The organism is Streptomyces lothianensis, from assembly GCF_047779955.1.
Taxonomy (GTDB): domain Bacteria; phylum Actinomycetota; class Actinomycetes; order Streptomycetales; family Streptomycetaceae; genus Streptomyces.
Genome location: NZ_JBLMKT010000032.1, coordinates 1 through 21,598 on the forward strand (window position 1 = coordinate 1; position 21,598 = coordinate 21,598).

Below are 21,598 nucleotides of genomic sequence, written 5' to 3' on the forward strand. Positions count from 1 at the left end.
AGAAGCCATTCCCCACCCCGCTAAAGCGGGGCGTCCCCTGGCTAGGTCCTGATGGATGCACTGCACGGCAACAAGGTGACTCTGCGGCCCGCAGTCGCGGGCGATCTGCCGGTCTTCCGTGACGCGCTCGCCACCGACGAGGTTCGCCGCTGGTGGCACTGGGCGGATCCGGAGGGGGATCTGGCCGAGCCCGGGCATCGGCATCTGGCGATCACCGTCGGGGGCGAAGGGGGTACCCCCAGCTCGAGCGCAGCCGAGAGCTTGGGGGCCGTCGGCATGATTCAGTGGGACGAGGAGACGGATCCCGATTTCCGGTACGCCGCCATCGACATCTTCCTGCACCCCGACCACCACCGCCTCGGCCTCGGTACGGACGCGATCCGCACCCTGGCCCGCTGGCTGCTCGACGTACGCGGCCACCACCGTCTGACCATCGACCCCGCCGCCGAGAACACGGCCGCCATCGCCTGCTACGAGCAGCTCGGCTTCCGGCGCGTGGGAGTACTGCGGCAGCAGTGGTTCGACCATCAGCGCGGCGTCTGGGCCGACGGGTTGCTGCTCGATCTGCTCAAGGGGGAGCTCAGCGAGGGCGGTTGAGTCACCCTCCGCTCGGCAACGCTCGACGACGTCTTCCTGAGCCTGACCGACCAGCCGCCCACCACTACCGAGCCGTCCACCACTACCGAGCCGTCCACCGGCGCGCCGTCCGCCAACGCCCTGGCATCCGCGAAAGCCCCCACCACCACACCCCCTCTCGCCAAGGACCCCGCCGATGTCTGACGCTCTCACCGACGCCGCCGTCATGAGCGCCCGCTCCCTGCGCCTGAGCCGCCGCAACGTGGACGCCCTGATCACCGCACTCGCGCTGCCGGTGATGCTGCTCCTGGTCTTCGTCTACTTCTTCGGCGGGGCCATCGAGACCGGAACGACCACCGCGTACGTGACGTGGGTGGTCCCGGGTGTCCTCCTCCTCTGCGCGGGCTTCGGCTCCTCGAACACCGCCGTCGCCGTGGTCGAGGACCTCAGGACCGGCATCATCGACCGCTTCCGCTCCCTGGACATCGGCGGCGCCCCGATCCTTGCGGGCCACGTCGCGGCCTCCGCGGCCCGCAACCTGGTCGCCACCACCCTGGTCCTCGCCCTCGCCTTCGCCATCGGCTTCCGCCCCTCGGCCACGGCGGCCGGCTGGTTCGCGGCGCTCGCCATCCTCGCGGTCTTCGTCCTGGCCCTCTCCTGGCTGAGCGCGACAGTGGGCCTGCTGGCCAAGTCCCCAGAAGCGGCCGGCGGCTTCACCTTCTTCGTCAGCTTCCTGCCGTACCCGAGCAGCGCGTTCGTCCCCACGGACTCGATGCCGTCCTGGCTGCGCACCTTCGCGGAGCACCAGCCGATCAGCCAGGTCATCGACTCCCTGCGGGGACTGCTGCTCGGGCAGCCGGTGGGCTGGACACCCTGGGTGGCGCTGGCGTGGTGCGCGGGAATCCTGCTGGTGTCGGTGGCGGTTTCGGGGTGGCTGTTCCGTAGGCGGACGGCGTGACCCGGCGGAGACGGAAATTCGAACGGGTCACCAAACTGGTCACTGATGGAGCAATGAATCCTTCGTCCACGTCGTAGGTTCCACAAGCCACCACTAAGGTGTGCAGCACCTCAGCTGTCTCAGCTGACATCCAGGAGCCATCAGGAGCCCGAAGTGGCCGGAGAGCCCGACCCCTGCCCCGCTCCTCCACAAGGCAAGGCGCAGACTCCGTACGCGCAGCGGGCGGCCTTCGTGGAGCATGCGCGACGCCATGGGGCGATGACGCGCGGCCACCACAACCGGAACTTCAAGGCCGCTCTGACCGAGGGCATGGCGAAGCTCCTGGGGCAGCCGCCCGGAACCCATGTCATGGTGCGGACCCGACTGTCCGATGCGCTGCGCGTGGTCATCAGGACATGGTCCGACGAGGCAGCGATCCTCGACGCGGTGAAGCAGGTGCTGCCGCAGGTGCCGCAGCGTCTGGCCACGCACGAGGGGACAGCCATCCACAGTTATGTGGAAGGCGTTCCGCTCTCCGGCGTGTGCGAGAACGGCAAGCCTGTGGACAGCTTGCTGGTACGGGCGCTCACCGGCGTGCTGGCCGAGATGGCGCAGGTCCGCAAGGAATCCCTGCCGCGGCTTCCGGACTGCTGGCCGCGCACACACCGTGACAGCCGGGGCTATCTGCGCACGCTGACCCATCTGGCGGACGAGCAGATCCGCAAACCCAACTGGCGCGAATTCGGTGGTCTGTTCGCTTCCCTCGGCATCGCGGAGGACGCGCTCCAGCAGTTCGCACAGCGCATCCCGCCGATGTCACCCCGCCCCTTCAGCCTCCTGCACACCGACCTGCACCGCGACAACATCATCGTCACCTACGACGGCCGGCCGCCCCTCGTCTACGTGGACTGGGAACTGGCCTCGTGGGGCGATCCGTTGTACGACCTGGCCAATCACCTCGTACGGATGCACTATCCCGAGCACCAGCAGGGCGAGGTCGTCGAGGCCTGGGCGACCGACATGCAGCGGGTCAGGCCCGAGGCGGTGCACAACCTGTCACAGGATCTGAAGCACTACTTCGCCTTCGAGTACGCGCAGTCGGTGTTTCCCGATGTCATGCGTGCCGCGGCGTCCCTGGGCGAAACGTTGGTCCCGCGGCGGCTGGAACAGGCCACACAGCAGGTGGCCGAAGCTCTGCGGAAGGCCTCCGCGCCGCTGCGGCTGGCCGAGGTCTCGCGGACGGAGATCCGAAGGATCCTCTACCGCTGGCACACCGCACGCTTCGGCGGCAGGGGCCCGTCGGCGACCGCCAGAGGCATCACCTTCGAGCCCGACGAACGCTTCAAGCGTCCGGACTGCAGCAGAGCCATGGTCCTCGAAGCGCTGCGCGCCGAGGGCGCGGCGCCCGCCCATCGCGTGTTCAAGGGAACGGCGCATCTCAACACCGTGGTGCAGGTCCCCGGCAGGTTCAGACCCGTCGTCGTACGGCGGAAGGCGGGTGGCGGACGTCGGGAGCAGAGCTTCCTCAGCGAGCACGCGGTGCTTCGTCTCATCGAGAACTCCGAGGCCACGCGGAAGGCGGTGCTCGCACCCCGGGTGCTCGCGCTGGGCACCAGCGGCCTCGGGGACGACTTCGCGATCCACTCCTACGAGGGCCCCGAGGGTGACGGCCGTTCACCGAACCACCCTCAGCACGGCCTGCTGCCCCACGAGGCCGACAGCCTCGTCGACCAGCTCGCCGCCCTGGCGGCCGTCGAGCCCGAGGCGCTCTGGGAACTCGACCCCGCGGCCGAGGGCCTCGACTTCTACTCCTGGCTCAGCAAACAGCTGGTCCACCTGGTCGCCTCACTGCCCGCGGAGTCGAAGAAGTTCGCCCGCGCCCTGGGACTTCCCGACGAGTACCGGCTGGACGCCCTGCTGCGGCGGCACACCGTCACCCCACGCCGTTTCGCTCTGCTCCACGGAGACCTCAACCCCTGGAACCTGGTTCGGCAGGCCACCGGCGAACTGACCATCATCGACTGGGAGATGGCAGTCGTCGGCGACCCGCTGTACGACCTCGTACGGCATCTGCATCTCACTCCGGTACGTCCGGCCATCCGGGAGCGGATGTTCACCCGGTGGAGCAGGGCACTCGGCCCCGGCCACACGCAGGGGTGGCAGGCCGACGTACGGGTCTACCGGTGGATCGAACTCATCAGGTCCGCCTATATCGACCTGGACCGGATGGTGACGGGCGAGGGGCTCGACGCGCCCAATGTGCGCTACGCGGTGGACCGGTACGCCATGACGCTGGCCGATGCCACGGCCGCGCTGGGGCTGCGTCCGCGCAACCTCGCCAATCCCTACCTCGAACCGTCCCTGCCCCGGGTCGACGGGGTGTCCTCGCGCGCCGACGGTCTCGAGCCCATGGCGCCGTGATCCTTGTCCGGGCGGGTGGCCAGCAGCTCCCACAGCGATTCGAACCATGACCGCAGGCTGGCCACGAAGACCGCACCGGCCGACGTGGCGTCCACGTCGTCGGCCACATGGTGGGCCAGTGTGGAGCCGAGTCCCAACACGTCCATGATGTCGGCCGGAGTGCCGTCCAGCAGCTCGATCCTGCGCTCGATGACCTCGTAGGGACCAAGCAGCGCTTCTCGGCCGTTGAGCAGGTAGACCTTGAAGGCGGGTGCCAGCGGGACGGTGCGGATCTCGACCGATACGGATTGGACGAGTCCCTCCCTGGCAAGTTCGTCCAGGGCCCGTTTGAGGGACTGGGAGTGGTTCTCGCTGATGGCCCTCAGGCGTTCCTGCGGGCGGGGGTCCGTCGGGTTGTCCTTGCTCCGCGGATACGGGAGGTGGGTGGACGCGTCCGGGAGCAGCATGCGTACGGTCACCGAGCGCGGCGCGATCTCGCCGGACCTCACCCGCTCGGCCTGCAGCCTGACGTGGGCGTCCAGGGACTCGGAGGTGAGGGTGAAGACGTCGAGGCTGACCTCGGGGGCCTCGAAGGCGCGGGCGATCAGCGGACCGAGCGTCACCCGCCGGCTGCTTCCGTCGCGGGTGAGGGACTGGATCTGCTGCTGGGCCCTGAGCGTCTCCGGGTGCTCGCGGACCCGGGTGCCGCTCCCTCGGCGGGCCTCGATCAGGCCCTCCTTGGCCAGCATGCGCAGCACTCTCGACACGGTGTCGCGCGAGACATCGAGCTCGTCCGCCAGCTGTCGTTGCGGAGGCAGCTGCTGGCCGACCCGGTAGGTCCCCTTCCTGAGCCGGGTCCTCAGCTCGTCGGCGACCTCGTGGAACGTCTCCCCGCCACTCTCGTTCACGCCCTCAACGTACCGCCGCACAATCGGCCACAAACCACTTTCAGACAACTTGTCCGCGCAGCTGATGGCATGGACTGTCGATCACCAGTCCAGGGCACACAACTTTCATGCAAACAGTCCAGTTGGACTGAACGAAGGGAGGGCAGGCGTGATGGTGAGAGTTTCCGAGGCCATTGAAATCGCGGTGATGCTCTGGCAGTTGATCGAGCACGTGCACTTCGCCGAAGGCGGGCCGGTGATCATCACCATTGCCCTCCTCGTCGCAGCCGTGCGAACCCGCAGCTCGACGGTCGCTTATGCGGCCGCCATAGCTGCGATGGTCATCATGGTTCAGGGCTGACCCCCGCGTACGGCCGCCCGAGCCAACGGGCCGCCCGTTGACTCAGAAGCTGTTGTCGAACCCCGCTTCGGATCAGACCCCTCGGGCCCGGAGCGGGGTTCGACAACAGCTCCTCAGGTCGGACCCGCCGCCTGCCAGACCAGGTCGAGGACCGGGCCGAGGGATTCGAGTACCACGTCCGCGCCCGCCGCCTTCAGGCGGCCCTGGCGGTGTGGGTCGCGGCCGTAGCCCAGGAAGGCCACGCCCGCCGCGTGGGCGGCTTCCAGGTCCGCGGGGGTGTCGCCGATCATCAGGGCGTCCGGGGCCGGGACGCGGAGGGTGTCCAGGGCACGGTGGAGGCAGTCGGGGGCCGGCTTGAGGTGGCGGAGCTTCTGGGTGCGGCCGTGGATGCCGCCCCTGAAGCAGTGGACCAGGCGGCGCTGGGTGAGGTACTTCTCCGCGGCCAGCGGGGAGTTGTTGGTGGTGACGGCGAGGCCGACGCCCGTCGCGCTCCACGTCTGGATCAGACCGTCCACGTACGGGGTGGGGTATGCCCGGTCCGTCGCCCGGAGCTCCTCGCGGGTGAGCTCCTCCTCCAGACCCTCGACGAGGGAGCGGTCCGGGTGGGTGCGGTCGACCTCGCGGAGGAGGGCGTGCGGGTCCTCGCTCTGCCAGCCGGGCCCGATGAGGTCTGGTGCCCCGTTCTCGTCGAGCCAGTGCTTCAGGTGCCGGTTCACCTCGGCGGCGGGGTGACCCGCGAAGAGACGGCAGATCGGGCCGTCGAAGTCGAAGAGCACCGCTTTCCTGCCGGTGATCAGATTGCGGACTGCTTCGATCACTTTGGCCGCCCGTTCGGTCTGCGTCGATTCAGAAGTCACTAAGAGAGTGTCAGGTCCCCCGCGATCGTGTTCCAGAGTGCGTCGAACCAACTCTGCGACTCCTGCACGAACGACGCGTCTTTGCCCACGCCCGGTTCTGCCGCGAGGGCCCCCTCGAAGGAGAAGAGGAGGGACTTGCTGCCGAGGGTGTCGAAGAGCTCCACAGCCTGGTCGGTGCCCACGGTCTCCTCGCGCCGCGTGATCATGTAGTACGCGAAGAGCGCTTCCGAGCCGTTGAGGAGATACAGCTTCACGGGCGGTGTGAAGGGCAGGGCACGGAAGGTGACCTGCACGTCGATGCCGTGGGTGGCGCGCAGGGCGAGCAGGTTGTGGCGCAGCACGTGTCCCTGCGCGTTGCGCTGGTCGAGCCAGCGCTGGTGGACCGCCTCCGTATCGCCGTCGACCGGGATCGGGAAGGCGAGGGAGATATCGCGGCTCGGCAGGAGCAGTCGGACCTCGATCGCCTCCGGGTGGAGCGTGCCCTCGTGGACCCGGCGCAGCGGCTCGCCCAGGGCGATCATCAGCGTCTCGGCGGTCAGGCTGAGCGCGTCGATCCGTACGCGCGGCTGCTCGAAGGCGCGGACCAGCTGCGGGCCGAGGCCCACCATCGTGGGCTGCGGTCCGGTCCGCTCGGCCGGTGCGCCGTGCGGGGCGATCTGGGGTGGTGCGCCCTTGGTGATGTTCTTCAGGAGGCCGTCGTCCTGGAGCATCTTCAGGGCGAGGCGGACCGTGCCCCGTTCCACGCCGAACTCCTCGGCGAGGCGCCCCTGTGTGGGGAGCCGACTGCCGGGCCGCAGCTCGCCGCTGACGATCCGGCCGCGGAGTATCTCCGCGATCTCCTGGTGCGAGGGCTTCCTGCCGTTCACCGTCACGCTCTCCCGGGCCTGGGTCACGAAGAGAAGGTTACAACTCACCTTGAGCTGGCCGCAGTTGTTTCGACTTATCAACCAAGGGAACAAACTTGGTGAGGATAGGAGCCAACTCTTACCAAGTCGCCGACAGTTGGTAAGGCTTGGCTCATGTAGCTCCTCCCCGTCCCGAAGGAGGAACCACCATGCCAGTCATCGCCGTCCTCGGTGCACTATTCGTCCTGGGATTCGAGCGGCTCGTGGAGTGGCAGTACGGGCCCATGGGGATCGTCGGTCTGCTGCTGCTGACCATCGGTATCAAGGCGAAGAATCCCACGTGCAGCTCCCTCGGAGCCGTAGTGCTCGCCGTGATGGTCGCGGGCCCCGCTCTCTGAGCACCTCACCAGGCGGTCGGCGACAGCTCCAGTGGCGAGCTGATCGTCTCCCAGAGCGCGTTGAACCACAGGTGCGACTGCTCCACGAACGTCGTGTCGCGCAGCCCGCTCCCCTGCTGGAAGGCGAAGAGCATCGACTGCGTTCCCTGGGCGTCGTACATCTCGATGTTCTCGTGGTCGATCTGCGTGTCCCGCCGGGTGAGCGTGTAGTACGCGAAGAGCGCTTCCGAATTGTTGAGGAGGTACAGCTTCACCGGCGGCGTGAAGGGCAGGGCACGGAAGGTGACCTGCACGTCGATGCCGTGGGTGGCGCGCAGGGCGAGCAGGTTGTGGCGCAGCACCTGCCCCTGCGCATTGCGCTGGGCGAGCCACTGCCCGCGCACGGCCGAACTCTCCTCCCGGCCGGCCGCCCCGCCCTCCACGGGCACCGGGAAGGCGAGCTCGATATGGCGGCTGGGCAGCAGCACGCGGAGCTTGACGCTGGCCGGTTTCCGACCCCCCGCGTGGATATGGCGCAGCGATTCGCCGATCGCGAGGGTCAGGGACACGGAAGTCAGACAGATCGCGTCGATCTCCACCTGGGGCGCGGAGAAGGCCGCGGTGACACGGGGGCCGAGGGCGACCGTGGTCGGCATCGGCGGTGCTTCCGCGCCGGCGAAGGAGTGCATCACCTCCGCCGCATCGGCCGCGACCGTCGCAGGGCTCCCCTTGGTCGCGTTGGTCAGCAGGTGCTCGGCCTTCAGGATGGCGAGCGCCTGGCGTACGGCACCGCGCTCCACGCCGAACTCGACCGCCAACTGTGCCTGGGTCGGCATCCGCTGACCCGGCATCAGCGCGCCGGAGCGGATCCTCGCGCGCAGTTCGTCGGCCACCTCGCGGTGTGTCCTGCGGGCGCGCTCCGCGCTCCGGGGACCGCTGTGGACCTCTTCATGAGATGCATGCTGCGGGCTCACAACCAAATGGTACAACTTCTCGCCATCTTCCGGAAGTTGCGGGAAACCTGGTTATCGATCGGCATCAAGGGCACATAGACCTTGGAGAGTTGGTAACCAACTCAGGGAAGCTGGAAGCCTCCCGCACAACATGGTCATATCCCTGCCTGGTTGGTCCCCGATGGAGTGCGACCGGCCGCCAGGACTCCTCCCCGTCCTCAAGGAGGGCCCGCTATGCCGTTCATCGCCATCCTCGTCGCCGGTCTGGCGCTCGCCTTCGAGCAGGCCATCGAGTGGAAGTACGGACCGCTGGGCATCATCGCGTTCGTCGCGCTGACCGTCGGCATCAAGGCCAAGAACACCGCGTTCAGCGGCATCGGCGCGGTCATCCTCGTCATGCTGCTCACCCAGTCCGGCTGACCGGGCGGCCCCCGGCCCGCCCGGACGGGGGTTTGACAACAGCTCCTCAGAACATGTCCGGGCACCATGGGCGCCTGGACGTACGCAGCAGAGCGTCGGCCGCCGCGGCCGCACCGGGGCGCTCCTCGACCACCGTGCCGAGCGCCACGAGCCGTACGGCCGACTCGTCACCGAGCCAGAGCCGCGCCAACTCGCCGATCCCCATCGAGAGTTCCGCGCTCGATGTGGTCGGCGTGCAGCTCGCACCCTGCGGGCCGGCCTCCAGCAGGAAGCGCCCGCCGCTATATCCCCGCGGGTCGTCGATCTCCAGGACGAGGGATCCGCCGGCGCCGTACGCACGGGCCTCCATGACCCGTACGACATCGAGAATCCGCACCCACAGGAAGTCAGCCTGTGTGACGACCGAGGCGGCCCTGGGATCCGGGAAGCACAGGGGCGCCAGGGAATCCGGGGCGCGCGGGCCCGTACGGACCTTCGTGACCCAGTCGACCGAGGCCAGGTACCGCCACAGGGCCCGCTCGGCGGTGGGCGTGACCGCGTCGAGGCCGCGGACCCTCAGGGTGTTCCGCGGCTGCTTGTTGTCGCTCCACTCCTGCACCGGCTCGTACGCGACGAGGCCCTCCAGCTCGCCCCCGGGTGAGCGGTAGGCGGCGTAGTGGGGTTCCGTCCAGGGCTGGAACGGGCTCTGAGTGACGCCCGTGCTCACGCGCCACCAGCGCTCGTCTCGGTCCACCGCGCCGGGCTGCGCGGCACGCAGCCGTTCGTGCAGCCCCGGGCCGAGGCGGCGGACGTCCGCGCCGTCGACGAGGTCGATCCGCCCGCCGCACTCGGGCCCCGACCGGCGCGGGTCGAGGCCGGTACGCGGGACGTCGATCTCCCACTGGGTGGTCCAGGTCGCCGGGCCGAACCCGTACCGCCCGTAGATCGGATACTCCGCGGCAATCAGCGTGGCCACCAGGTCGCCGCGCTCCTTCGCCGCGTCAAGGTCCCTGCTCACCATGCGGCTCAGCAGACCGCGGCGGCGGTGGGTGGGCGCGACGGTGACCCCCGTGACACCGTTCGCCGCCACCGCCCGGCCGCCGACGGCGGTGAGCTGCTGCGGGATCGAACGGTACGTGGCCACGCACCGGCCGTCGTCGAAGGCGCCGAGGGTGCGGCCCAGGTCGAGAGTGGAACGGCGCTCGGCGAGCTGCTCCTCGGTGAGGGGGGTGGGGGCGCGCAGGAACCCGGTGTTCAGGGCCCTCATCCAGTCGGCGATGTCGGCGTCTTCGAGGGAGCGGATGTCGACCATGGGGTCACGGTAGGTGGGGGTGTCCAGGGGTGCATCCGGTTTTGGCTTCGCCCTGTTGCGGTCGGATTCATGCGGTCGGATTCATGCCGCCGGATTCATGCCGCCGGGGCGAGGGCCGTCGCGGGGCGGGGGGTGAGGGGCACGCCGGTGAAGGCGGGCGGAGTGGAAGCGGTGGGCCCGGTGTGGTGGTGGGTGCGGGTGAAGACCAGGAGCCTCAGGACGACGAAGCGGGCCGTGCCGGCGAGGGCCGAGGCGGAGAGGTAGACCACCTGCTCCACAAGGGCGCCCGGGTGCGTCACCGTCAGGTGCAGGAGCAGCATCGCGATGCTCGTCGCCGCGTACGCCGCGGCCGCCGAACCGGCCGACTGCACGTGCTGGCGCCGGGTCGCGCGGGTGCCGGCGGCGAAGGTGAAGCGGGCGTGCAGTTCCGTGGCGAGGAGGGTGGAGGCCACTGTGATCACGGTGTTCGCCAGGATCCAGGGGAGGCGGGTGGCGAGGGCGGCCACGGCGAGGCTGGAGAGGAGGCCTATGCCGCCTCCGCAGAGGACGAAGCGAGTGAAGGCCGCGATGGGGCCGGGGGCCTGCCCGCCTCCCTGCGGCATGTGTGTCTGCGGCTTGTGTGCCTGCGGCTTGTGTGCCTGCGGCTTGTGTGCCGTACCCATGGTGTCCACACCCCTATGACCGCGCCGATGGCTGCTTCCTGACACCGGCTCTCGGGTCCTTCGCGGGTTGGACCGCTGGGGAAGGCCGAACTCACCGATGGCGCCATCATGGCACACACATGGCGCCACTGCGAGGCATTTATGGCGCCAACGGCACCACTCATGACACCACGCAAGGGCTGAGGTTGACATACATGCAGGTCAGCCGGCGCGCAGGCGCGTACGAGGTCGACGGAATCGTACGGGTACGGAGGTGCCGTTGCCGCTCGCGCGCCCTCTGCAAGCGCCACACACAGCAACTTGGCGCCACTTCGGCGCCACCCGTGGAGCAAGGAGCGGCGCCAGGCGCCGCGACGCCGCGACGCCGCGGGAGGAACTCCAGACAGGCCCTAGGGCGGCGGAGGTCAGAAGGCCGGGGTGATGCGGCCCACCTCCGTGGGGCCGCCCATCAGCGGGGCCTTGCCGATGCGGGTGACGGCCGGGGAGTTCACGCCCATCAGGGTGAGGGCTCGGGAGAGGACCGGGCCCAGGGCCCGTATCGCGCCGTCGTCGATCTTGAAGGCGAGGGCACGGCCGTCCGGGAGGGCGACGGCCTGGACCGCCTCCGCGCCCATCTTCGAGAGGGCGCCGGGTACCTCGCGCATCAGCCAGGTGTCGGGGCGCCGCGTGCCCGCCACGTACTCGGGGTGGGCGCGCATCGCATCGGCGACGCGGCGTTCCGGGCTGCCTTCCCCGGCGAGCACGAAGTGGCGGAAGGCACGGGCCAGGCCCGTCAGGGAGAGCGCCATGAGCGGCGCACCGCAGCCGTCCGTGCCGATGGCGGCGACCCGTTCGCCCGCCGCCGTCTCGACGACCTCACGGATGAGCTGCTGCAGCGGGTGGGAGGGGTCGAGGTAGCTGTCCGTGGGCCAGCCCGCCTGGACACAGGCCGCCAGCATCGAGGTGTGCTTGCCCGAGCAGTTCATCGTGACGCGGTCGCGGGTGTGGCCCGCGGCCAGGTACGTCTCCGCCTCGGCCGGATCGAGCGGCAGGTCGGGCGGGCACTGCAGCTGCTCCTCGGACAGGCCCTGCTCGGCAAGCATCTTGCGGACCAGGTCCAGGTGGAAGGGTTCCCCGGAGTGGCTGGCCGCGGTCAGGGCGAGGCGTTCGCCGCCCAGGTCGAGGCCGGTGCGCAGGATGCCGGCGGCCTGCATGGGCTTGTTGGAGGAGCGCGGGAAGACGGGCGCCGCCACATCGCCGATGGCGTGCTCGATGCTGCCGTCGGCGGCGAGGACGACGAGGGAGCCCCGGTGATGGCCCTCGACGAAGCCGGATCGTACGACCTCGGCGAGGACCGGGGATATCGCGGCGTCGGCGGGAGCGGGGGCGGAGCTCGTGGAGGTCATCATCGGCCTTCCGGGTGGGGCGGACCCCCGCCCGTGGCACCCCCGGGGGAACGGCTACGCGCTCCGGGAACGGCTCAGGACAGCAGGTCGTCTACTTGTGCTTCTCCCTCACGGTACCTGCGGGCGATCTCGGCGCTGCAATCGTCGGCCGTGCGCTGCAGCACCTGACGGCGGCGCGAGACCTGCTGCTCGTGCCGGACCAGGCGCCCCATGGCCGCGTGCAGCTCGTCGTCCGTACGGGCGTCCAGGTCGCTCAGCTCCACCTCGGCGAGCATCTCGGCCGCGAGCCGCCGGTACTCCTCGCCGTGCGGGGTGCCGAGGGTGACGTGGCGGGCCGAGGAGCGGTGCGTGGACGGGGCGTCGGCGAGGATCTCCGAGAGCCGCTCGACCACCCCGGGGTCCGGCGGCGCGGCCTCCGGCGCACGGGTGTGCAGCCGGCGGGCGAGCTCGGCGCGCAGGATGTCGATACGGCCGTGCAGAAGCCGCCGCAGATAGCTGAGGTCGGCCTCGTCCTGCTGCGAGGTGCGGCGCACGGTGCGCAGCTCGGGCAGGCGCAGCGCTTGCAGGTCGTATTCCGGCAGGTCGGGCATGGGGCATCCGCCGCCCGCCCGGCCCGCCCCGCCCGTGGAGCCCGCGGCACCCGGAGTCCCCGCGGCCCCCGAAGCGCCCGAAGCGCCCGCACCGCTCGAAGCGCCCGCACCGCCCGCGCCACCCGTGGCGCCCGAGGGCGAGCAGGCCCCCCGCTGGGCCGGCGGGCGTGACACGGCACCGGTCTCGGCACCCGCGGTGCGGGCCGTCTGCACGGCCCCGGAAGGCTGTCCGGTACTCGATGTGCTCATGCGCTCTGTCACGTCCCCTCGGCCGGTGCGGTGCACCGTCGTGTACGCATCGTGCCACTGACGGCGCCCGGAATGTGGTCCGGTGCACTCATTCGGCCCCGGATAGGTGCATGGCATTACGCGGCGGATGGGTCGGCTGGGGGATGGCGCGGGGTGGCGTACGTACGGGGTGGTGCGGTCCGGCGGGGGCCGGTGTGGCGGAGGCCGGTGTGGCGGGGGCCGGTGTGGCGGGGAGGCATGATGTGACGCATGCGTGCTGTGGTGCAGAGGGTGGATGGGGCGAGTGTTGTCGTTCAGGGTGCGGACGGGCCGGAGACGACCGGCGAGTTCAGCGGCGAGGGCCTGTGTGTCCTGGTCGGCGTGACGCATGACGACACCGAGGAGAAGGCCGCACAGCTGGCCCGCAAGCTGTGGACGCTGCGGATGCTCGCCGACGAGAAGTCCTGCTCGGACCTCGGCGCGCCCCTCCTCGTCATCTCCCAGTTCACGCTCTACGGCGATGCCCGCAAGGGCCGCCGCCCCACCTGGAACGCGGCCGCGCCCGGCGCGGTCGCCGAGCCGCTGGTCGAGGAAGTGGTCGCTCAGCTGCGGGCGTTGGGGGCGACGGTGGGAACGGGACGGTTCGGCGCGTCGATGCGGGTCTCGCTGACGAACGACGGCCCGTTCACCGTGCTCCTCGAGATATAGCCGTACCGCCGCACACAGCCGTACCGCTACATACGCCGTACCGCGCCGTACCGCCGTACCGCCCGGAGACGGCTCAGGGCTCGACGACGACTTCCTGCGCCGCCGCCGTGGACCCCGCGAGCAGCGGCGCGTCCACCGGAGTGTTCCGCTTGACCAGCGCGAGGGCGATCGGACCCAGCTCATGGTGGCGGGCCGAGGTGGTCACGAAGCCGATCCTGCGCCCCTCCGGCCCGTCGGACGCGAGCCGGACCTCCGCGCCGTGCCCGGGCAGATGGACCTCGCTGCCGTCCAGGTGCAGGAAGACGAGGCGGCGCGGGGGCTTGCCCAGGTTCTGCACCCGGGCGACCGTCTCCTGGCCCCGGTAGCAGCCCTTCTGCAGGTGCACGGCAGAACCGATCCAGCCCAGCTCGTGCGGGATGGTGCGGTGGTCGGTCTCGAAGCCGAGCCGCGGCCGGTGCGCCTCGACCCGGAGCGCCTCGTAGGCGAGGAGGCCGACCGCGGGGCCGTTCTCGGCCACGTACGACTCGAGCGACGCGCGCGGCAGGAAGAGGTCGCGGCCGTACGGGGTCTCCCGGGCGACCACCCCGTCCGGGACCGGCGCGATGGAACCGGCGGGCAGGTGCACGACCGCGAACTCCTCGCTCCGGTCGGCGACTTCCACCCGGTAGAAGAACTTCATCGACTCCAGGTACGCGAACAGCGCCTCGCCCGTACCGGCCTCGAAGTACGCCCACGTGGTCGTGCCGTCGTCCACGAGGGAGAGGTGGTGCTCGATGTGCCCGTTCGCGGAGAGGATCAGCGCCTCGGTGGCCTGGTGCGGGGGCAGCTGCTCGACATGCTGGGTGAGCAGGAGGTGCAGCCAGGAGAGCCGGTCCTCGCCGGTGACGGTGAGGACCCCGCGGTGCGAGAGGTCGACGACCCCGCTGCCGTCCGCGAGGGCACGCTGCTCCTGGTACAGCTCGCCGTAGTGCGCGGCGACACCTTCGTCGGCGCCCTCCGCGGGGACGGCACCGGGCAGGGAGAGCAGGGGGCTGCGCTTCGGCTTCGAAAACTGCTGCATGGTCACCCAATGTACGACGGGCGGACGCGTCGTTTTATTTCCCGTCGGCGCCGTCGCCCTTACTGCTTCCCGCCGGCGGCTTCGGCCTTCGCGGTGCAGGACGCGCAGCGACCGAAGATCGCGAAGTGCTTCATATCGGTGTCGAAGCCGAACTCCGCCTTCAGCTTCGCCGTGAAGTCCGCGGCGACCGAGACATCCGCCTCGATCACGCTCGTACAGTCACGGCAGACCAGATGCAGATGGTGGTGCCGGTCCGCGAGGTGGTACGTGGGGGCGCCGTGGCCCAGGTGGGCGTGGCTGACGAGGCCGAGCTCCTCCAGGAGCTCCAGCGTGCGGTAGACCGTCGAGATGTTCACCCCGGAGGCGGTCCTGCGGACCTCCGCGAGGATGTCGTCCGGCGTGGCGTGCTCGAGGGTGTCCACCGCCTCCAGGACAAGCTGACGCTGCGGCGTCAGCCGGTAGCCGCGCTGCCTGAGGTCGCTCTTCCAGTCGGTGCTCACCACAGGGCCCAGTGTAGGCGGGGCCCTGCGGCGGGCAGCGGGGATGCTCGAAGAACCCTTCGGGCCTGGGCCTACTTGAAGAAGGCGATCCCGTCGTCCGGCATGTCCGGGAGGTTGCGCGCCATCTCGGCGACCTCCTCGGGCGTCACGACCTTCTTCAGCTGCGCCGACATGTACGGGCGGAGCGGGACCTCGGGGGTCTGCTTCTCGCCGACCCACATCAGGTCGCCCTTGACGTAGCCGTAGAGGCGCTTGCCGCCGCTGTACGGGCCGGAGGCGGCCGTGCGGGCGACGGCGTCCGTGGCCAGGTCGATCTGCGGCTTCTTGTCGGCGAGCTCGCCGTACCAGACCTCGACGACACCGTCGTCGCGGACCATCACGACCTCGACCTTGCGCTGGTCGTCGACCCGCCAGAAACCGGACTCGGTCTCCAGCGGCCTGACCTTGTTGCCCTCGGCGTCCAGGACCCAGGTCCGCGAGTGGTACTCGATGAAGTCACGTCCGTCGTGGCTGAAGGTGACCTCCTGCCCGAAGTTGCACTTCTCGGCGCCCGGGAAGTCGGAGACACCCGCGCCCGCCCAGTTCCCGAGGAGGAAGGCGAGGGGCACGAGGGAGGGGTTCAGGTCGGACGGGATCTCGATCATCAGTTGCTCTCAGTACGGGGCGTACGGGGCGTACGGGATGTACGGGCGGTCAGCGCGCGGCAGGTTCGACCGTACGGGCGGTCAGCGCTGACCCTGGTACAGCTTCTTCACGGCCAGTCCGGCGAAGGCGAGAACGCCGACGCAGACCAGGACGAGCAGGGCTGAGAAGAATGCCTCAAGCACGGGGGTGCTCCTTGTGAGCTGTGGTGTGGCAGGTACGGGCCGGGCCCCAGCTTAGTCGGCTGGGGCCCGGGGGTCGCTGTGAGGTGCTGTGAGGTGCGTCCAGGTGGATGTGACGCGGCCGGGGCCGGTCAGTTCAGGAGCTGGGTCTGCAGAACCAGCGTCTGGTGGAAGGGGATGACCTCCGCACCGCCCCGCTTGGACTGGATGACGAGACCGAGGGTGTCGCCGGAGGCGAGGAACCCGTACCTGGCATGTTCGTCATCGGACGCGTACACGTACAGCTGGGTCTTCGAGCCGTCCAGCGGCTCCCAGTGCTTGTCGTACTTGGTCTCCAGGGCCTCTTCGAGAGCCGGGCGGCGGCCTGCCGCGGGATGTGCGTCGGCGAAGGCGTCCGCGTAGCCGACCGAGGGGAAACGCACCAGGTAGATGCGCGTCTCGGTGCCGTCCGCGGCGATCCAGGAGCGGGTCACCACCTCGCGTACGCCGAACTCGCGCATCCCCTCCGCGATGGTCTGCCGCTGGTACTTGGCGAAGAGGTCGGCGAACTTCTGGTTCGCGACCACCTCGGCACCCGTGTCGCCCCTCGCGCCCTCGGGCGCGGGCAGGATCAGGTCCTTCAGGTCCGCGTGGTGGATCTCGCCGAGGTTCGCGTCGCTGAACGGGCGCGGTGCGCCCTGGGGCAGCGCGGGGAGCTCGAGGCGCGGGTACTCCCAGCGGCCGTCCGCCTGGGTCGCGAGCCCGGGTACGTCGCCGCGGTCCATGGCGGTGATGCCGTACGCGGTTCCGGCGCCGAGCCCCCCGCACACGAGCACCGCCAGGCTCCAGCGGGCGACGGCCCGCAGGACGCGGCGGTCCCTGAGCGAGGGCTTCGGCGGCGGTGGCTGCACCCAGCCGGCCGGGCCCACGGGCTCGACCGGGGTGACGCCGCCCCAAGGCGCGGGGCCGGACTGCTGGGCCGGGATGCCCGGCTGCAAGGGCGCGGGAGGCTGGGCGGGCGGCGCCGGCGGCTGGGCCGGCGGCGCGGGCGGCTGGGCCGGCGGCGCGGGAAGCTGCTGGTCGGTCATACGTACTCCCCCGGCGACTCGATGTGGTCCAGCTGGTCCTTCACGAACCACGCGACATCGTCCTTGGCCAGCTTCTTCACTCCGAACACCTCGACCTGGACGAGCAGGTCCTCCGTGTACGCGGAGCAGTAGGCGCCGTCGACCCCGTTCTTCCGCTCCGTCGGCAGCATGAAGCACTTGGCCGACTTGTGGCCGTCGATCTTCGGCCCCTTCTTGACGCCGGGCGCCTCACCGAAGTCCTCGATGTTGAAGGAGTGCATGTCCTTGATCGCACGGCGGTCCTTCATCTTGGAGATGTGGACCGTGTACACGATGTCGCCGCCGAAGGAGGCGTAGCTGCGGCCCGCGACTCCCTCGATGCCCTGCCGGTCGATCAGCTTCAGGAACCTGCGGCGGTCCTTGCCGGTCAGTCCCGTGGCAGCGGACTTCATCAGGGCCGTTGCCTCCTTGCCCGACATCTCCACATCGTTGCCGTACTCATCGCCCTCGGGGCCGAGGCGGTGGCCTCCGGGCACCGGGAGCAGCAGCTGGGAGAGCTCGGTGTCGTGGCGGCCACGGTCGATGTCACCCGCGGGGTCCTTGCCGGGCTCGGCCTGCTTGCCCCAGCGGTCGGTGGCCACGGTCGTATCGGCCTTGTCCGCCTCGGACTTGATGTGGAAGGCTGCGCCGCCGACCGCACCGAGCACCAGCAGGACGGGCAGCGCGACGGCAGCCGCCCTGCGCACACGAGCGGAGCGGGCAGGCTGCTCCGGGCCTGCGGGGCCGGAGGTGAGAGCCTCCGGGGCGCCGAGGCCGGTCTCGGGGGCCGCTGGGGTCATCTGCTCCGGTGCAGCCGAGATGATCGGCTCCGGGACCGCCGGGGTGACCGGCTCCGGGACCGCGGGGGTGACCGGCTCCGGCGCCGCCGGGGTGACCGGCTCCGGTGGGTTGTCCGGGGTCTCGCTCACAGCCGTGCCACCTGCCTCTCGCCCAGCTTGCGGATATCCGCCGCCTTGATCGGCTTCGTATCGAAAATGGTCGCGTCGACCACGATGTTCCCCCTGACGGCGATCACCTCGGCCTGGTACACGGGCAGGAATCCGGGCTCGTTGTAGACCGGATACAGGGCCCAGCCGCCCTCCGTGCTCCCCTTGACGTCCCCCTGCTTCTCGCTCTCCGCGTGGTAGTACATCCGGTCCCGGGCGAAGTCGATGGCCTCGGGGTACTCGTTCTTGCCGAACTGCACAAGGCGGACGGCGGTGAGCCGCTCGCGGTCGCGGCCCTGCGTCCACTCGGAGGACGCGATCCGGCGCACGCTGAGGCCGTTGATGAACTCGAACATGGCGCCGGGTTCCTCGAAGCCCTCGGAGTAGGCACGCACCGACATCCAGTGGTCGACCGGCAGCATCCCGCCTTCGAAGGTGGAGAAGACGGCGTCCTGCGCTCCCGACGGCTTGGGCAGCAGCAGTTTGCGCAGATCGCCGTCCGTCTTGTGCCGCTCTGCAGCGCTCCGTGCCGCCTTCGACGCCTTCGCCGGGTACGACAGATCCGCCTGCGACAGCGCGGGCAGCGGCTCCGGATCGCGGTCGGCCTGGACCGTGTACCCGTAGGCGGCGCCGCCCGCGATGCCCACCAGCGCGGCGGCGAGGACCAGCGCCGCCGTACGCCCGCGGCGCGGCTTGGGCCGGGCGGGCGCCTCGGAGGCCGTCGTCAAACCCCGCTCCGGGCCCGAGGGGTCTGGCAACAGCCCCTCAGGCGTAGGAGCGCCCTCAGGTCTGGGCGGTACTTCTTGTTCCACGGTCCCCCCACTGGACTCTTCAGAACTCCCCGGGCCCACCGGGCCCGAAGCGCCGATTCCGTATCGGCGTGCCCAGGAGACCACTGGGGGGCTCAGGGGGTTGTACGGCTGTGGATAACGGTTCGGACACCGTCTGACCTGGCCCTACGCCGTGCTCAGTTCAGAAGCTGGGCCTGCAGGGCCACCGTCTGGTGGAAGGGGACGCGCTCGGCGCCGCCCTTCTTGGACTGGACGATCAGGGCCAGGGTGTCTCCCGCGAAGTGGAACGCCACCCTGCTGTCGCCCCCGTCCCGCTCCTTGAGCACCACGGAAACCCCGGTGTCCGAAGGCCCGTGCGTCCAGTCCGTGTCGAAAGCCGTCCCGTCGATCCCTACGAGTTCGGTGTCCGTACCCGTCCGGATGACCTCGCCCTCGAAGGCCTTCACATGACCCGCCGAGGGAAAGCGGACGAGATAGATCCGGCTCTTCGTGCCGTCGGCCGCCGTCCAGGAGCGGCTCAACACCTCGCGCGCTCCGAGGTCCCGGAGCCCGTCCGCGACATCCTCCCGCACGCGCTCCACGTACAGCGCGGCGAAATCCTTCTGCTTGAGCACCTTCGTTCCCGAGTCCGCCGTGGCCCCCTCGGGTGCGGGCAGCATCAGGTCCGTCAGGGCCGCGTGGTGGAGCCCGCCCGCATTGGACTCGTTGAAGGGGCGCGGCTTGCCGGGCGGCAGCGCGGGGAGCTTGAGCTTCGGGTACTCCCAGCGGCCGTCGTCCTGTGTGGCAAGGCCCGGTACGTCGGTGCGCTCCATCGACGTGATGCGGTACGCGGCGCCGGCACCGAGTCCGCCGCACACCAGGACGGCCAGCGTCCAGCGGGCCACGGCGCGCAGCGCCCGGCGGTCCTTCAGCGAGCGCTTCGGCGGTGGCTGCAGCAGCGTCGCATCGCCTGCGGCCTCGATCTCGCCGGTCACGCCCCACTGCGGAGCGGGGCTCGGGGTTGTCTGCTGAGGGGGTGTCTGCTGAGGGGTTGTCTGCTGCTCGGTCATACGTACTCCCCCGGCGACTTGATGTGGTCGAGCTGGTCCTTGAAGAGGTCCGCCACGTCGCCCTTCTTCATCGGATGGCCGCCGAATGCACTGAACTCGATCAGGAGATCGCCCTGCTGCACGGAGCAGTACACGTCATCCACCGCCGCGCTCCGGGGCCGGTCCTTCTCCTTCTCCGCCGGGATGAAGAAGCACTTGGCCTTGGAGTGGCCCTTGATCTTGGGGCCCTTCTTGACACCGGGCAGCTCGCCGAGCAGAGAGGTGGTGAACTTGTGCACGTCGCGCAGGGCCTTGTGGTCCTTCATCTGCGCGATGACGACCTCAGCGTGCAGGGAGGGCACCGCCGTGGCGTAGGAGCGGGAAGCCACACCCTGGACGCCGAGCTTTTCGATCCGCTTGTTCCACTTCCGGCGAGCCTTGCCGGTCAGGCCCGTGCTGCTCGCCTTGAGCTGGGCGGTGGCCTCCTTGCCGGTGAGGTAGTTGTCGTTGCCGTGCTCGTCCAGGTCCGAGCCCAGCAGATAGCCCTCGGGGACCGGCATCAGCAGCTTGGTGAGGTCGTTGTCGTGGCGGCCCTTCGACACATCGCCCGCGGGGTCGGTGCCGGGCTTGGCGTCCTTGCCCCAGATCTCGGCGGTCACGCTCGTATCGGCGCCGTCCACGGACGACTTCGCCTGGTACGCGGCGCCTGAGAGGGCACCGAGGAAGAGGAGGGGCGGCAGCGCCAGGGCGGCGATCCGAGCAGCGCGCCGCCAGGCACCGGACCGCTCCGGGGCGCCGGTACCGATTTCGTCGGGGGTGCCGAACGCGTCGGAGGTACCGATCGCGTCGGAGGTACCGATCGCGTCGGAGGTACCGATCGCGTCGGAGGTGCCGATCGCGTCGGAGGTGCCGATCGCGTCGGGGCCATCCGGCTGCGGGGGAATGGGGGTCTGCTGGTTGGCCGGGGTCTCGCTCACAGTCGTCCCACCTGCTTCTCCGCCAGCGAGCGGATCTCTTTCAGCTTGATCGGCTTCGTGTCGAAGATGTGGATGTCGACCACGACGTCGCCGCGGTAGGCGATGGCGCGCGCCTCGTAGTTCGGCAGATAGCCCGGCTTCCGCTCCACCGGGTAGATGAAGGCACGCCCCTCGGCGGAACCCTTGAGGGCATGCCCTTCGCTGCCCGCCCCGCCTTCGTCGTACGGCATGTAGGCGAGCTGACCCCTGGCGTGCTCGATCGCGCCCGTTTCGGCGCCCGGCCGGAACTGGACGAGCCGCACCGCGATCGTCCGGTACTCGCCCTTGTCCCAGTCGGCGGCGGCCACCCGGCGGATTCCCCGAACGGTCAGGTCTTCGAGCATGCTGCTGGGGGACTTGTACTCCTCGAGATAGGCGCGCACCGGCATCCAGCCGTCCTGCGGCATCGCGCCGCCCTGGAAGACGGGATGGTCCGCGACCCGAGCACCCTTCGGCTTGGAGACGAGCAGGTTGCGCAGGTCCTTGTCCGTCTTGCTCATGCCCGCCGCGTCCTTCGCCTCCTTCGAGGCCTCGTCCGGGTAGGCGAGACGGCTCTGGGCGAGCGCGGGCAGCGGTGTCGGCTCGCGGTCCGCCTGGACCGTGTAGCCGTACGCCGTGCCGCCCGCGAGCCCGAGCAGGGCGGCGGCGAGGACGAGTGCGGTCGTGCGGCCCCGGCGGCGCCCGGGGCGCTCCGGTTCCGGCGCGGCCGGTTCCGGCGCGGTCGTTGATGGCTCTTCCGCCGGCGGCCGGGACTCCGGCGTCGGCGGTACTTCTGGCTCCACGGTCCCCCCACAGGATGCGTCAGGTCTTCCAGGACTCCCCGGGCCCACCGGGGCCCGAAGCGCCGATTCCGCATCGGCGTGCCCAGGA

General features: G+C 70.1%; 24 protein-coding genes. 7 read left to right on the forward strand and 17 right to left on the reverse strand.

The features are described 5' to 3' along the window. The first annotated feature begins 51 nt into the window (after nucleotides 1-51). From ACLF6P_RS11020 to ACLF6P_RS11030, 3 genes are all read left to right on the forward strand, one after another. Nucleotides 52-597 (forward strand): GNAT family N-acetyltransferase, encoded by a 546-nt coding sequence (locus ACLF6P_RS11020; protein WP_415949824.1) that lies wholly within the window; start codon nucleotides 52-54, stop codon nucleotides 595-597. Between the two features lie 175 nt (nucleotides 598-772). Further along, nucleotides 773-1,534: an ABC transporter permease gene (locus ACLF6P_RS11025; protein ID WP_415949825.1), complete on the forward strand. Its 762-nt coding sequence runs from the start codon at nucleotides 773-775 to the stop codon at nucleotides 1,532-1,534. Nucleotides 1,535-1,687: 153 nt separating this feature from the next. Continuing rightward, nucleotides 1,688-3,934, forward strand: a complete 2,247-nt coding sequence (locus ACLF6P_RS11030; RefSeq protein ID WP_415949826.1) for a phosphotransferase — start codon at nucleotides 1,688-1,690, stop codon at nucleotides 3,932-3,934. Here ACLF6P_RS11030 and ACLF6P_RS11035 read toward each other — a convergent pair. Further along, the gene (locus ACLF6P_RS11035) at nucleotides 3,859-4,821 is read right to left on the reverse strand and encodes a GntR family transcriptional regulator (RefSeq protein ID WP_415949828.1); all 963 of its coding nucleotides are present in this window, start codon (nucleotides 4,819-4,821) and stop codon (nucleotides 3,859-3,861) included. The genes ACLF6P_RS11030 and ACLF6P_RS11035 overlap by 76 nt on opposite strands. 148 nt (nucleotides 4,822-4,969) lie before the next feature. Between ACLF6P_RS11035 and ACLF6P_RS11040 the strand changes: the two genes are divergently transcribed. After that, nucleotides 4,970-5,161 carry a hypothetical protein gene (locus ACLF6P_RS11040; protein WP_415949829.1) on the forward strand — a complete coding sequence of 64 codons (192 nt, stop codon included), beginning with the start codon at nucleotides 4,970-4,972 and terminating at the stop codon, nucleotides 5,159-5,161. A 113-nt stretch (nucleotides 5,162-5,274) separates the two neighbouring features. Here ACLF6P_RS11040 and ACLF6P_RS11045 read toward each other — a convergent pair whose 3' ends face one another. Both ACLF6P_RS11045 and ACLF6P_RS11050 read right to left on the reverse strand, forming a co-directional pair. Then, nucleotides 5,275-6,018 carry an HAD family hydrolase gene (locus ACLF6P_RS11045; protein WP_415949830.1) on the reverse strand — a complete coding sequence of 248 codons (744 nt, stop codon included), beginning with the start codon at nucleotides 6,016-6,018 and terminating at the stop codon, nucleotides 5,275-5,277. Next, entirely contained in the window at nucleotides 6,018-6,911 is an 894-nt protein-coding gene (locus ACLF6P_RS11050) for a GntR family transcriptional regulator (protein ID WP_415949831.1), read from the reverse strand. Before ACLF6P_RS11050 ends, ACLF6P_RS11045 begins: the two co-directional genes overlap by 1 nt. A gap of 161 nt (nucleotides 6,912-7,072) precedes the next feature. On the opposite strand from ACLF6P_RS11050, the gene ACLF6P_RS11055 reads away from it, so the two are divergent. Continuing rightward, nucleotides 7,073-7,261 carry a hypothetical protein gene (locus ACLF6P_RS11055; protein WP_415949832.1) on the forward strand — a complete coding sequence of 63 codons (189 nt, stop codon included), beginning with the start codon at nucleotides 7,073-7,075 and terminating at the stop codon, nucleotides 7,259-7,261. Nucleotides 7,262-7,266: 5 nt separating this feature from the next. Here ACLF6P_RS11055 and ACLF6P_RS11060 read toward each other — a convergent pair whose 3' ends face one another. Beyond that, nucleotides 7,267-8,220 (reverse strand): winged helix-turn-helix domain-containing protein, encoded by a 954-nt coding sequence (locus tag ACLF6P_RS11060; protein ID WP_415949833.1) that lies wholly within the window; start codon nucleotides 8,218-8,220, stop codon nucleotides 7,267-7,269. A 207-nt stretch (nucleotides 8,221-8,427) separates the two neighbouring features. Here ACLF6P_RS11060 and ACLF6P_RS11065 point away from each other — a divergent pair, with 207 nt between their 5' ends. Continuing rightward, a complete protein-coding gene (locus ACLF6P_RS11065; protein WP_415949834.1) occupies nucleotides 8,428-8,613 on the forward strand; it encodes a hypothetical protein in 186 nt (61 codons plus the stop codon). A 46-nt stretch (nucleotides 8,614-8,659) separates the two neighbouring features. On the opposite strand, the gene ACLF6P_RS11070 is transcribed toward ACLF6P_RS11065, so the two are convergent. The 4 genes from ACLF6P_RS11070 to ACLF6P_RS11085 all read right to left on the reverse strand — a co-directional run bounded on the left by ACLF6P_RS11070 (nucleotide 8,660) and on the right by ACLF6P_RS11085 (nucleotide 12,541). Beyond that, nucleotides 8,660-9,904 carry a GNAT family N-acetyltransferase gene (locus ACLF6P_RS11070; RefSeq protein WP_415949835.1) on the reverse strand — a complete coding sequence of 415 codons (1,245 nt, stop codon included), beginning with the start codon at nucleotides 9,902-9,904 and terminating at the stop codon, nucleotides 8,660-8,662. 95 nt (nucleotides 9,905-9,999) lie between these two features. After that, nucleotides 10,000-10,506, reverse strand: a complete 507-nt coding sequence (locus ACLF6P_RS11075; protein WP_415949865.1) for a GtrA domain-containing protein — start codon at nucleotides 10,504-10,506, stop codon at nucleotides 10,000-10,002. A 464-nt stretch (nucleotides 10,507-10,970) separates the two neighbouring features. Then, entirely contained in the window at nucleotides 10,971-11,951 is a 981-nt protein-coding gene (locus tag ACLF6P_RS11080) for an asparaginase (protein ID WP_415949837.1), read from the reverse strand. A gap of 74 nt (nucleotides 11,952-12,025) precedes the next feature. After that, nucleotides 12,026-12,541, reverse strand: coding sequence for an RsiG family protein (locus tag ACLF6P_RS11085; protein ID WP_415949838.1), 516 nt, complete (start codon nucleotides 12,539-12,541; stop codon nucleotides 12,026-12,028). A 498-nt stretch (nucleotides 12,542-13,039) separates the two neighbouring features. Here ACLF6P_RS11085 and dtd point away from each other — a divergent pair, with 498 nt between their 5' ends. Next, nucleotides 13,040-13,477 (forward strand): D-aminoacyl-tRNA deacylase, encoded by a 438-nt coding sequence (dtd, locus tag ACLF6P_RS11090; RefSeq protein WP_415949839.1) that lies wholly within the window; start codon nucleotides 13,040-13,042, stop codon nucleotides 13,475-13,477. 73 nt (nucleotides 13,478-13,550) lie between these two features. Here dtd and ygfZ read toward each other — a convergent pair whose 3' ends face one another. From ygfZ to ACLF6P_RS11135, 9 genes are all read right to left on the reverse strand, one after another. Continuing rightward, a complete protein-coding gene (gene ygfZ / locus ACLF6P_RS11095; RefSeq protein WP_415949840.1) occupies nucleotides 13,551-14,537 on the reverse strand; it encodes a CAF17-like 4Fe-4S cluster assembly/insertion protein YgfZ in 987 nt (328 codons plus the stop codon). Nucleotides 14,538-14,596: 59 nt separating this feature from the next. Next, nucleotides 14,597-15,040 carry a Fur family transcriptional regulator gene (locus ACLF6P_RS11100; protein WP_415949842.1) on the reverse strand — a complete coding sequence of 148 codons (444 nt, stop codon included), beginning with the start codon at nucleotides 15,038-15,040 and terminating at the stop codon, nucleotides 14,597-14,599. A 68-nt stretch (nucleotides 15,041-15,108) separates the two neighbouring features. After that, nucleotides 15,109-15,681 (reverse strand): heme-binding beta-barrel domain-containing protein, encoded by a 573-nt coding sequence (locus tag ACLF6P_RS11105; RefSeq protein WP_415949844.1) that lies wholly within the window; start codon nucleotides 15,679-15,681, stop codon nucleotides 15,109-15,111. Between the two features lie 311 nt (nucleotides 15,682-15,992). Beyond that, nucleotides 15,993-16,928: a hypothetical protein gene (locus ACLF6P_RS11110; RefSeq protein ID WP_415949846.1), complete on the reverse strand. Its 936-nt coding sequence runs from the start codon at nucleotides 16,926-16,928 to the stop codon at nucleotides 15,993-15,995. Next, on the reverse strand, nucleotides 16,925-17,875 hold the full coding sequence (locus ACLF6P_RS11115) for a hypothetical protein (protein WP_415949848.1): 951 nt from the start codon (nucleotides 17,873-17,875) through the stop codon (nucleotides 16,925-16,927). The genes ACLF6P_RS11110 and ACLF6P_RS11115 overlap by 4 nt, the downstream gene beginning before the upstream one ends. After that, nucleotides 17,872-18,621: a hypothetical protein gene (locus ACLF6P_RS11120; protein ID WP_415949849.1), complete on the reverse strand. Its 750-nt coding sequence runs from the start codon at nucleotides 18,619-18,621 to the stop codon at nucleotides 17,872-17,874. The genes ACLF6P_RS11115 and ACLF6P_RS11120 overlap by 4 nt, the downstream gene beginning before the upstream one ends. Before the next feature lie 239 nt (nucleotides 18,622-18,860). After that, nucleotides 18,861-19,733 carry a hypothetical protein gene (locus tag ACLF6P_RS11125; RefSeq protein ID WP_415949851.1) on the reverse strand — a complete coding sequence of 291 codons (873 nt, stop codon included), beginning with the start codon at nucleotides 19,731-19,733 and terminating at the stop codon, nucleotides 18,861-18,863. After that, nucleotides 19,730-20,689, reverse strand: coding sequence for a hypothetical protein (locus tag ACLF6P_RS11130; RefSeq protein ID WP_415949853.1), 960 nt, complete (start codon nucleotides 20,687-20,689; stop codon nucleotides 19,730-19,732). The genes ACLF6P_RS11125 and ACLF6P_RS11130 overlap by 4 nt, the downstream gene beginning before the upstream one ends. Then, complete coding sequence (locus tag ACLF6P_RS11135) at nucleotides 20,686-21,510, reverse strand: hypothetical protein (protein ID WP_415949855.1); 825 nt, start codon at nucleotides 21,508-21,510, stop codon at nucleotides 20,686-20,688. Before ACLF6P_RS11135 ends, ACLF6P_RS11130 begins: the two co-directional genes overlap by 4 nt. Between the last annotated feature and the right edge of the window lie 88 nt (nucleotides 21,511-21,598).

What these genes read in the sequence shown, in the direction of transcription:
- ACLF6P_RS11020 (WP_415949824.1), top strand. Translation starts at nt 52, where the DNA reads ATGGATGCACTGCACGGCAACAAGGTGACTCTGCGGCCCGCAGTCGCG.
- ACLF6P_RS11025 (WP_415949825.1), top strand. Translation starts at nt 773, where the DNA reads ATGTCTGACGCTCTCACCGACGCCGCCGTCATGAGCGCCCGCTCCCTG.
- ACLF6P_RS11055 (WP_415949832.1), top strand. Translation starts at nt 7,073, where the DNA reads ATGCCAGTCATCGCCGTCCTCGGTGCACTATTCGTCCTGGGATTCGAG.
- ACLF6P_RS11065 (WP_415949834.1), top strand. Translation starts at nt 8,428, where the DNA reads ATGCCGTTCATCGCCATCCTCGTCGCCGGTCTGGCGCTCGCCTTCGAG.
- ACLF6P_RS11070 (WP_415949835.1), bottom strand. Translation starts at nt 9,904, where the DNA reads ATGGTCGACATCCGCTCCCTCGAAGACGCCGACATCGCCGACTGGATG.
- ACLF6P_RS11075 (WP_415949865.1), bottom strand. Translation starts at nt 10,506, where the DNA reads ATGCCGCAGGGAGGCGGGCAGGCCCCCGGCCCCATCGCGGCCTTCACT.
- ACLF6P_RS11080 (WP_415949837.1), bottom strand. Translation starts at nt 11,951, where the DNA reads ATGACCTCCACGAGCTCCGCCCCCGCTCCCGCCGACGCCGCGATATCC.
- ACLF6P_RS11085 (WP_415949838.1), bottom strand. Translation starts at nt 12,541, where the DNA reads ATGCCCGACCTGCCGGAATACGACCTGCAAGCGCTGCGCCTGCCCGAG.
- dtd (WP_415949839.1), top strand. Translation starts at nt 13,040, where the DNA reads ATGCGTGCTGTGGTGCAGAGGGTGGATGGGGCGAGTGTTGTCGTTCAG.
- ygfZ (WP_415949840.1), bottom strand. Translation starts at nt 14,537, where the DNA reads ATGCAGCAGTTTTCGAAGCCGAAGCGCAGCCCCCTGCTCTCCCTGCCC.
- ACLF6P_RS11105 (WP_415949844.1), bottom strand. Translation starts at nt 15,681, where the DNA reads ATGATCGAGATCCCGTCCGACCTGAACCCCTCCCTCGTGCCCCTCGCC.
- ACLF6P_RS11110 (WP_415949846.1), bottom strand. Translation starts at nt 16,928, where the DNA reads ATGACCGACCAGCAGCTTCCCGCGCCGCCGGCCCAGCCGCCCGCGCCG.
- ACLF6P_RS11125 (WP_415949851.1), bottom strand. Translation starts at nt 19,733, where the DNA reads ATGACCGAGCAGCAGACAACCCCTCAGCAGACACCCCCTCAGCAGACA.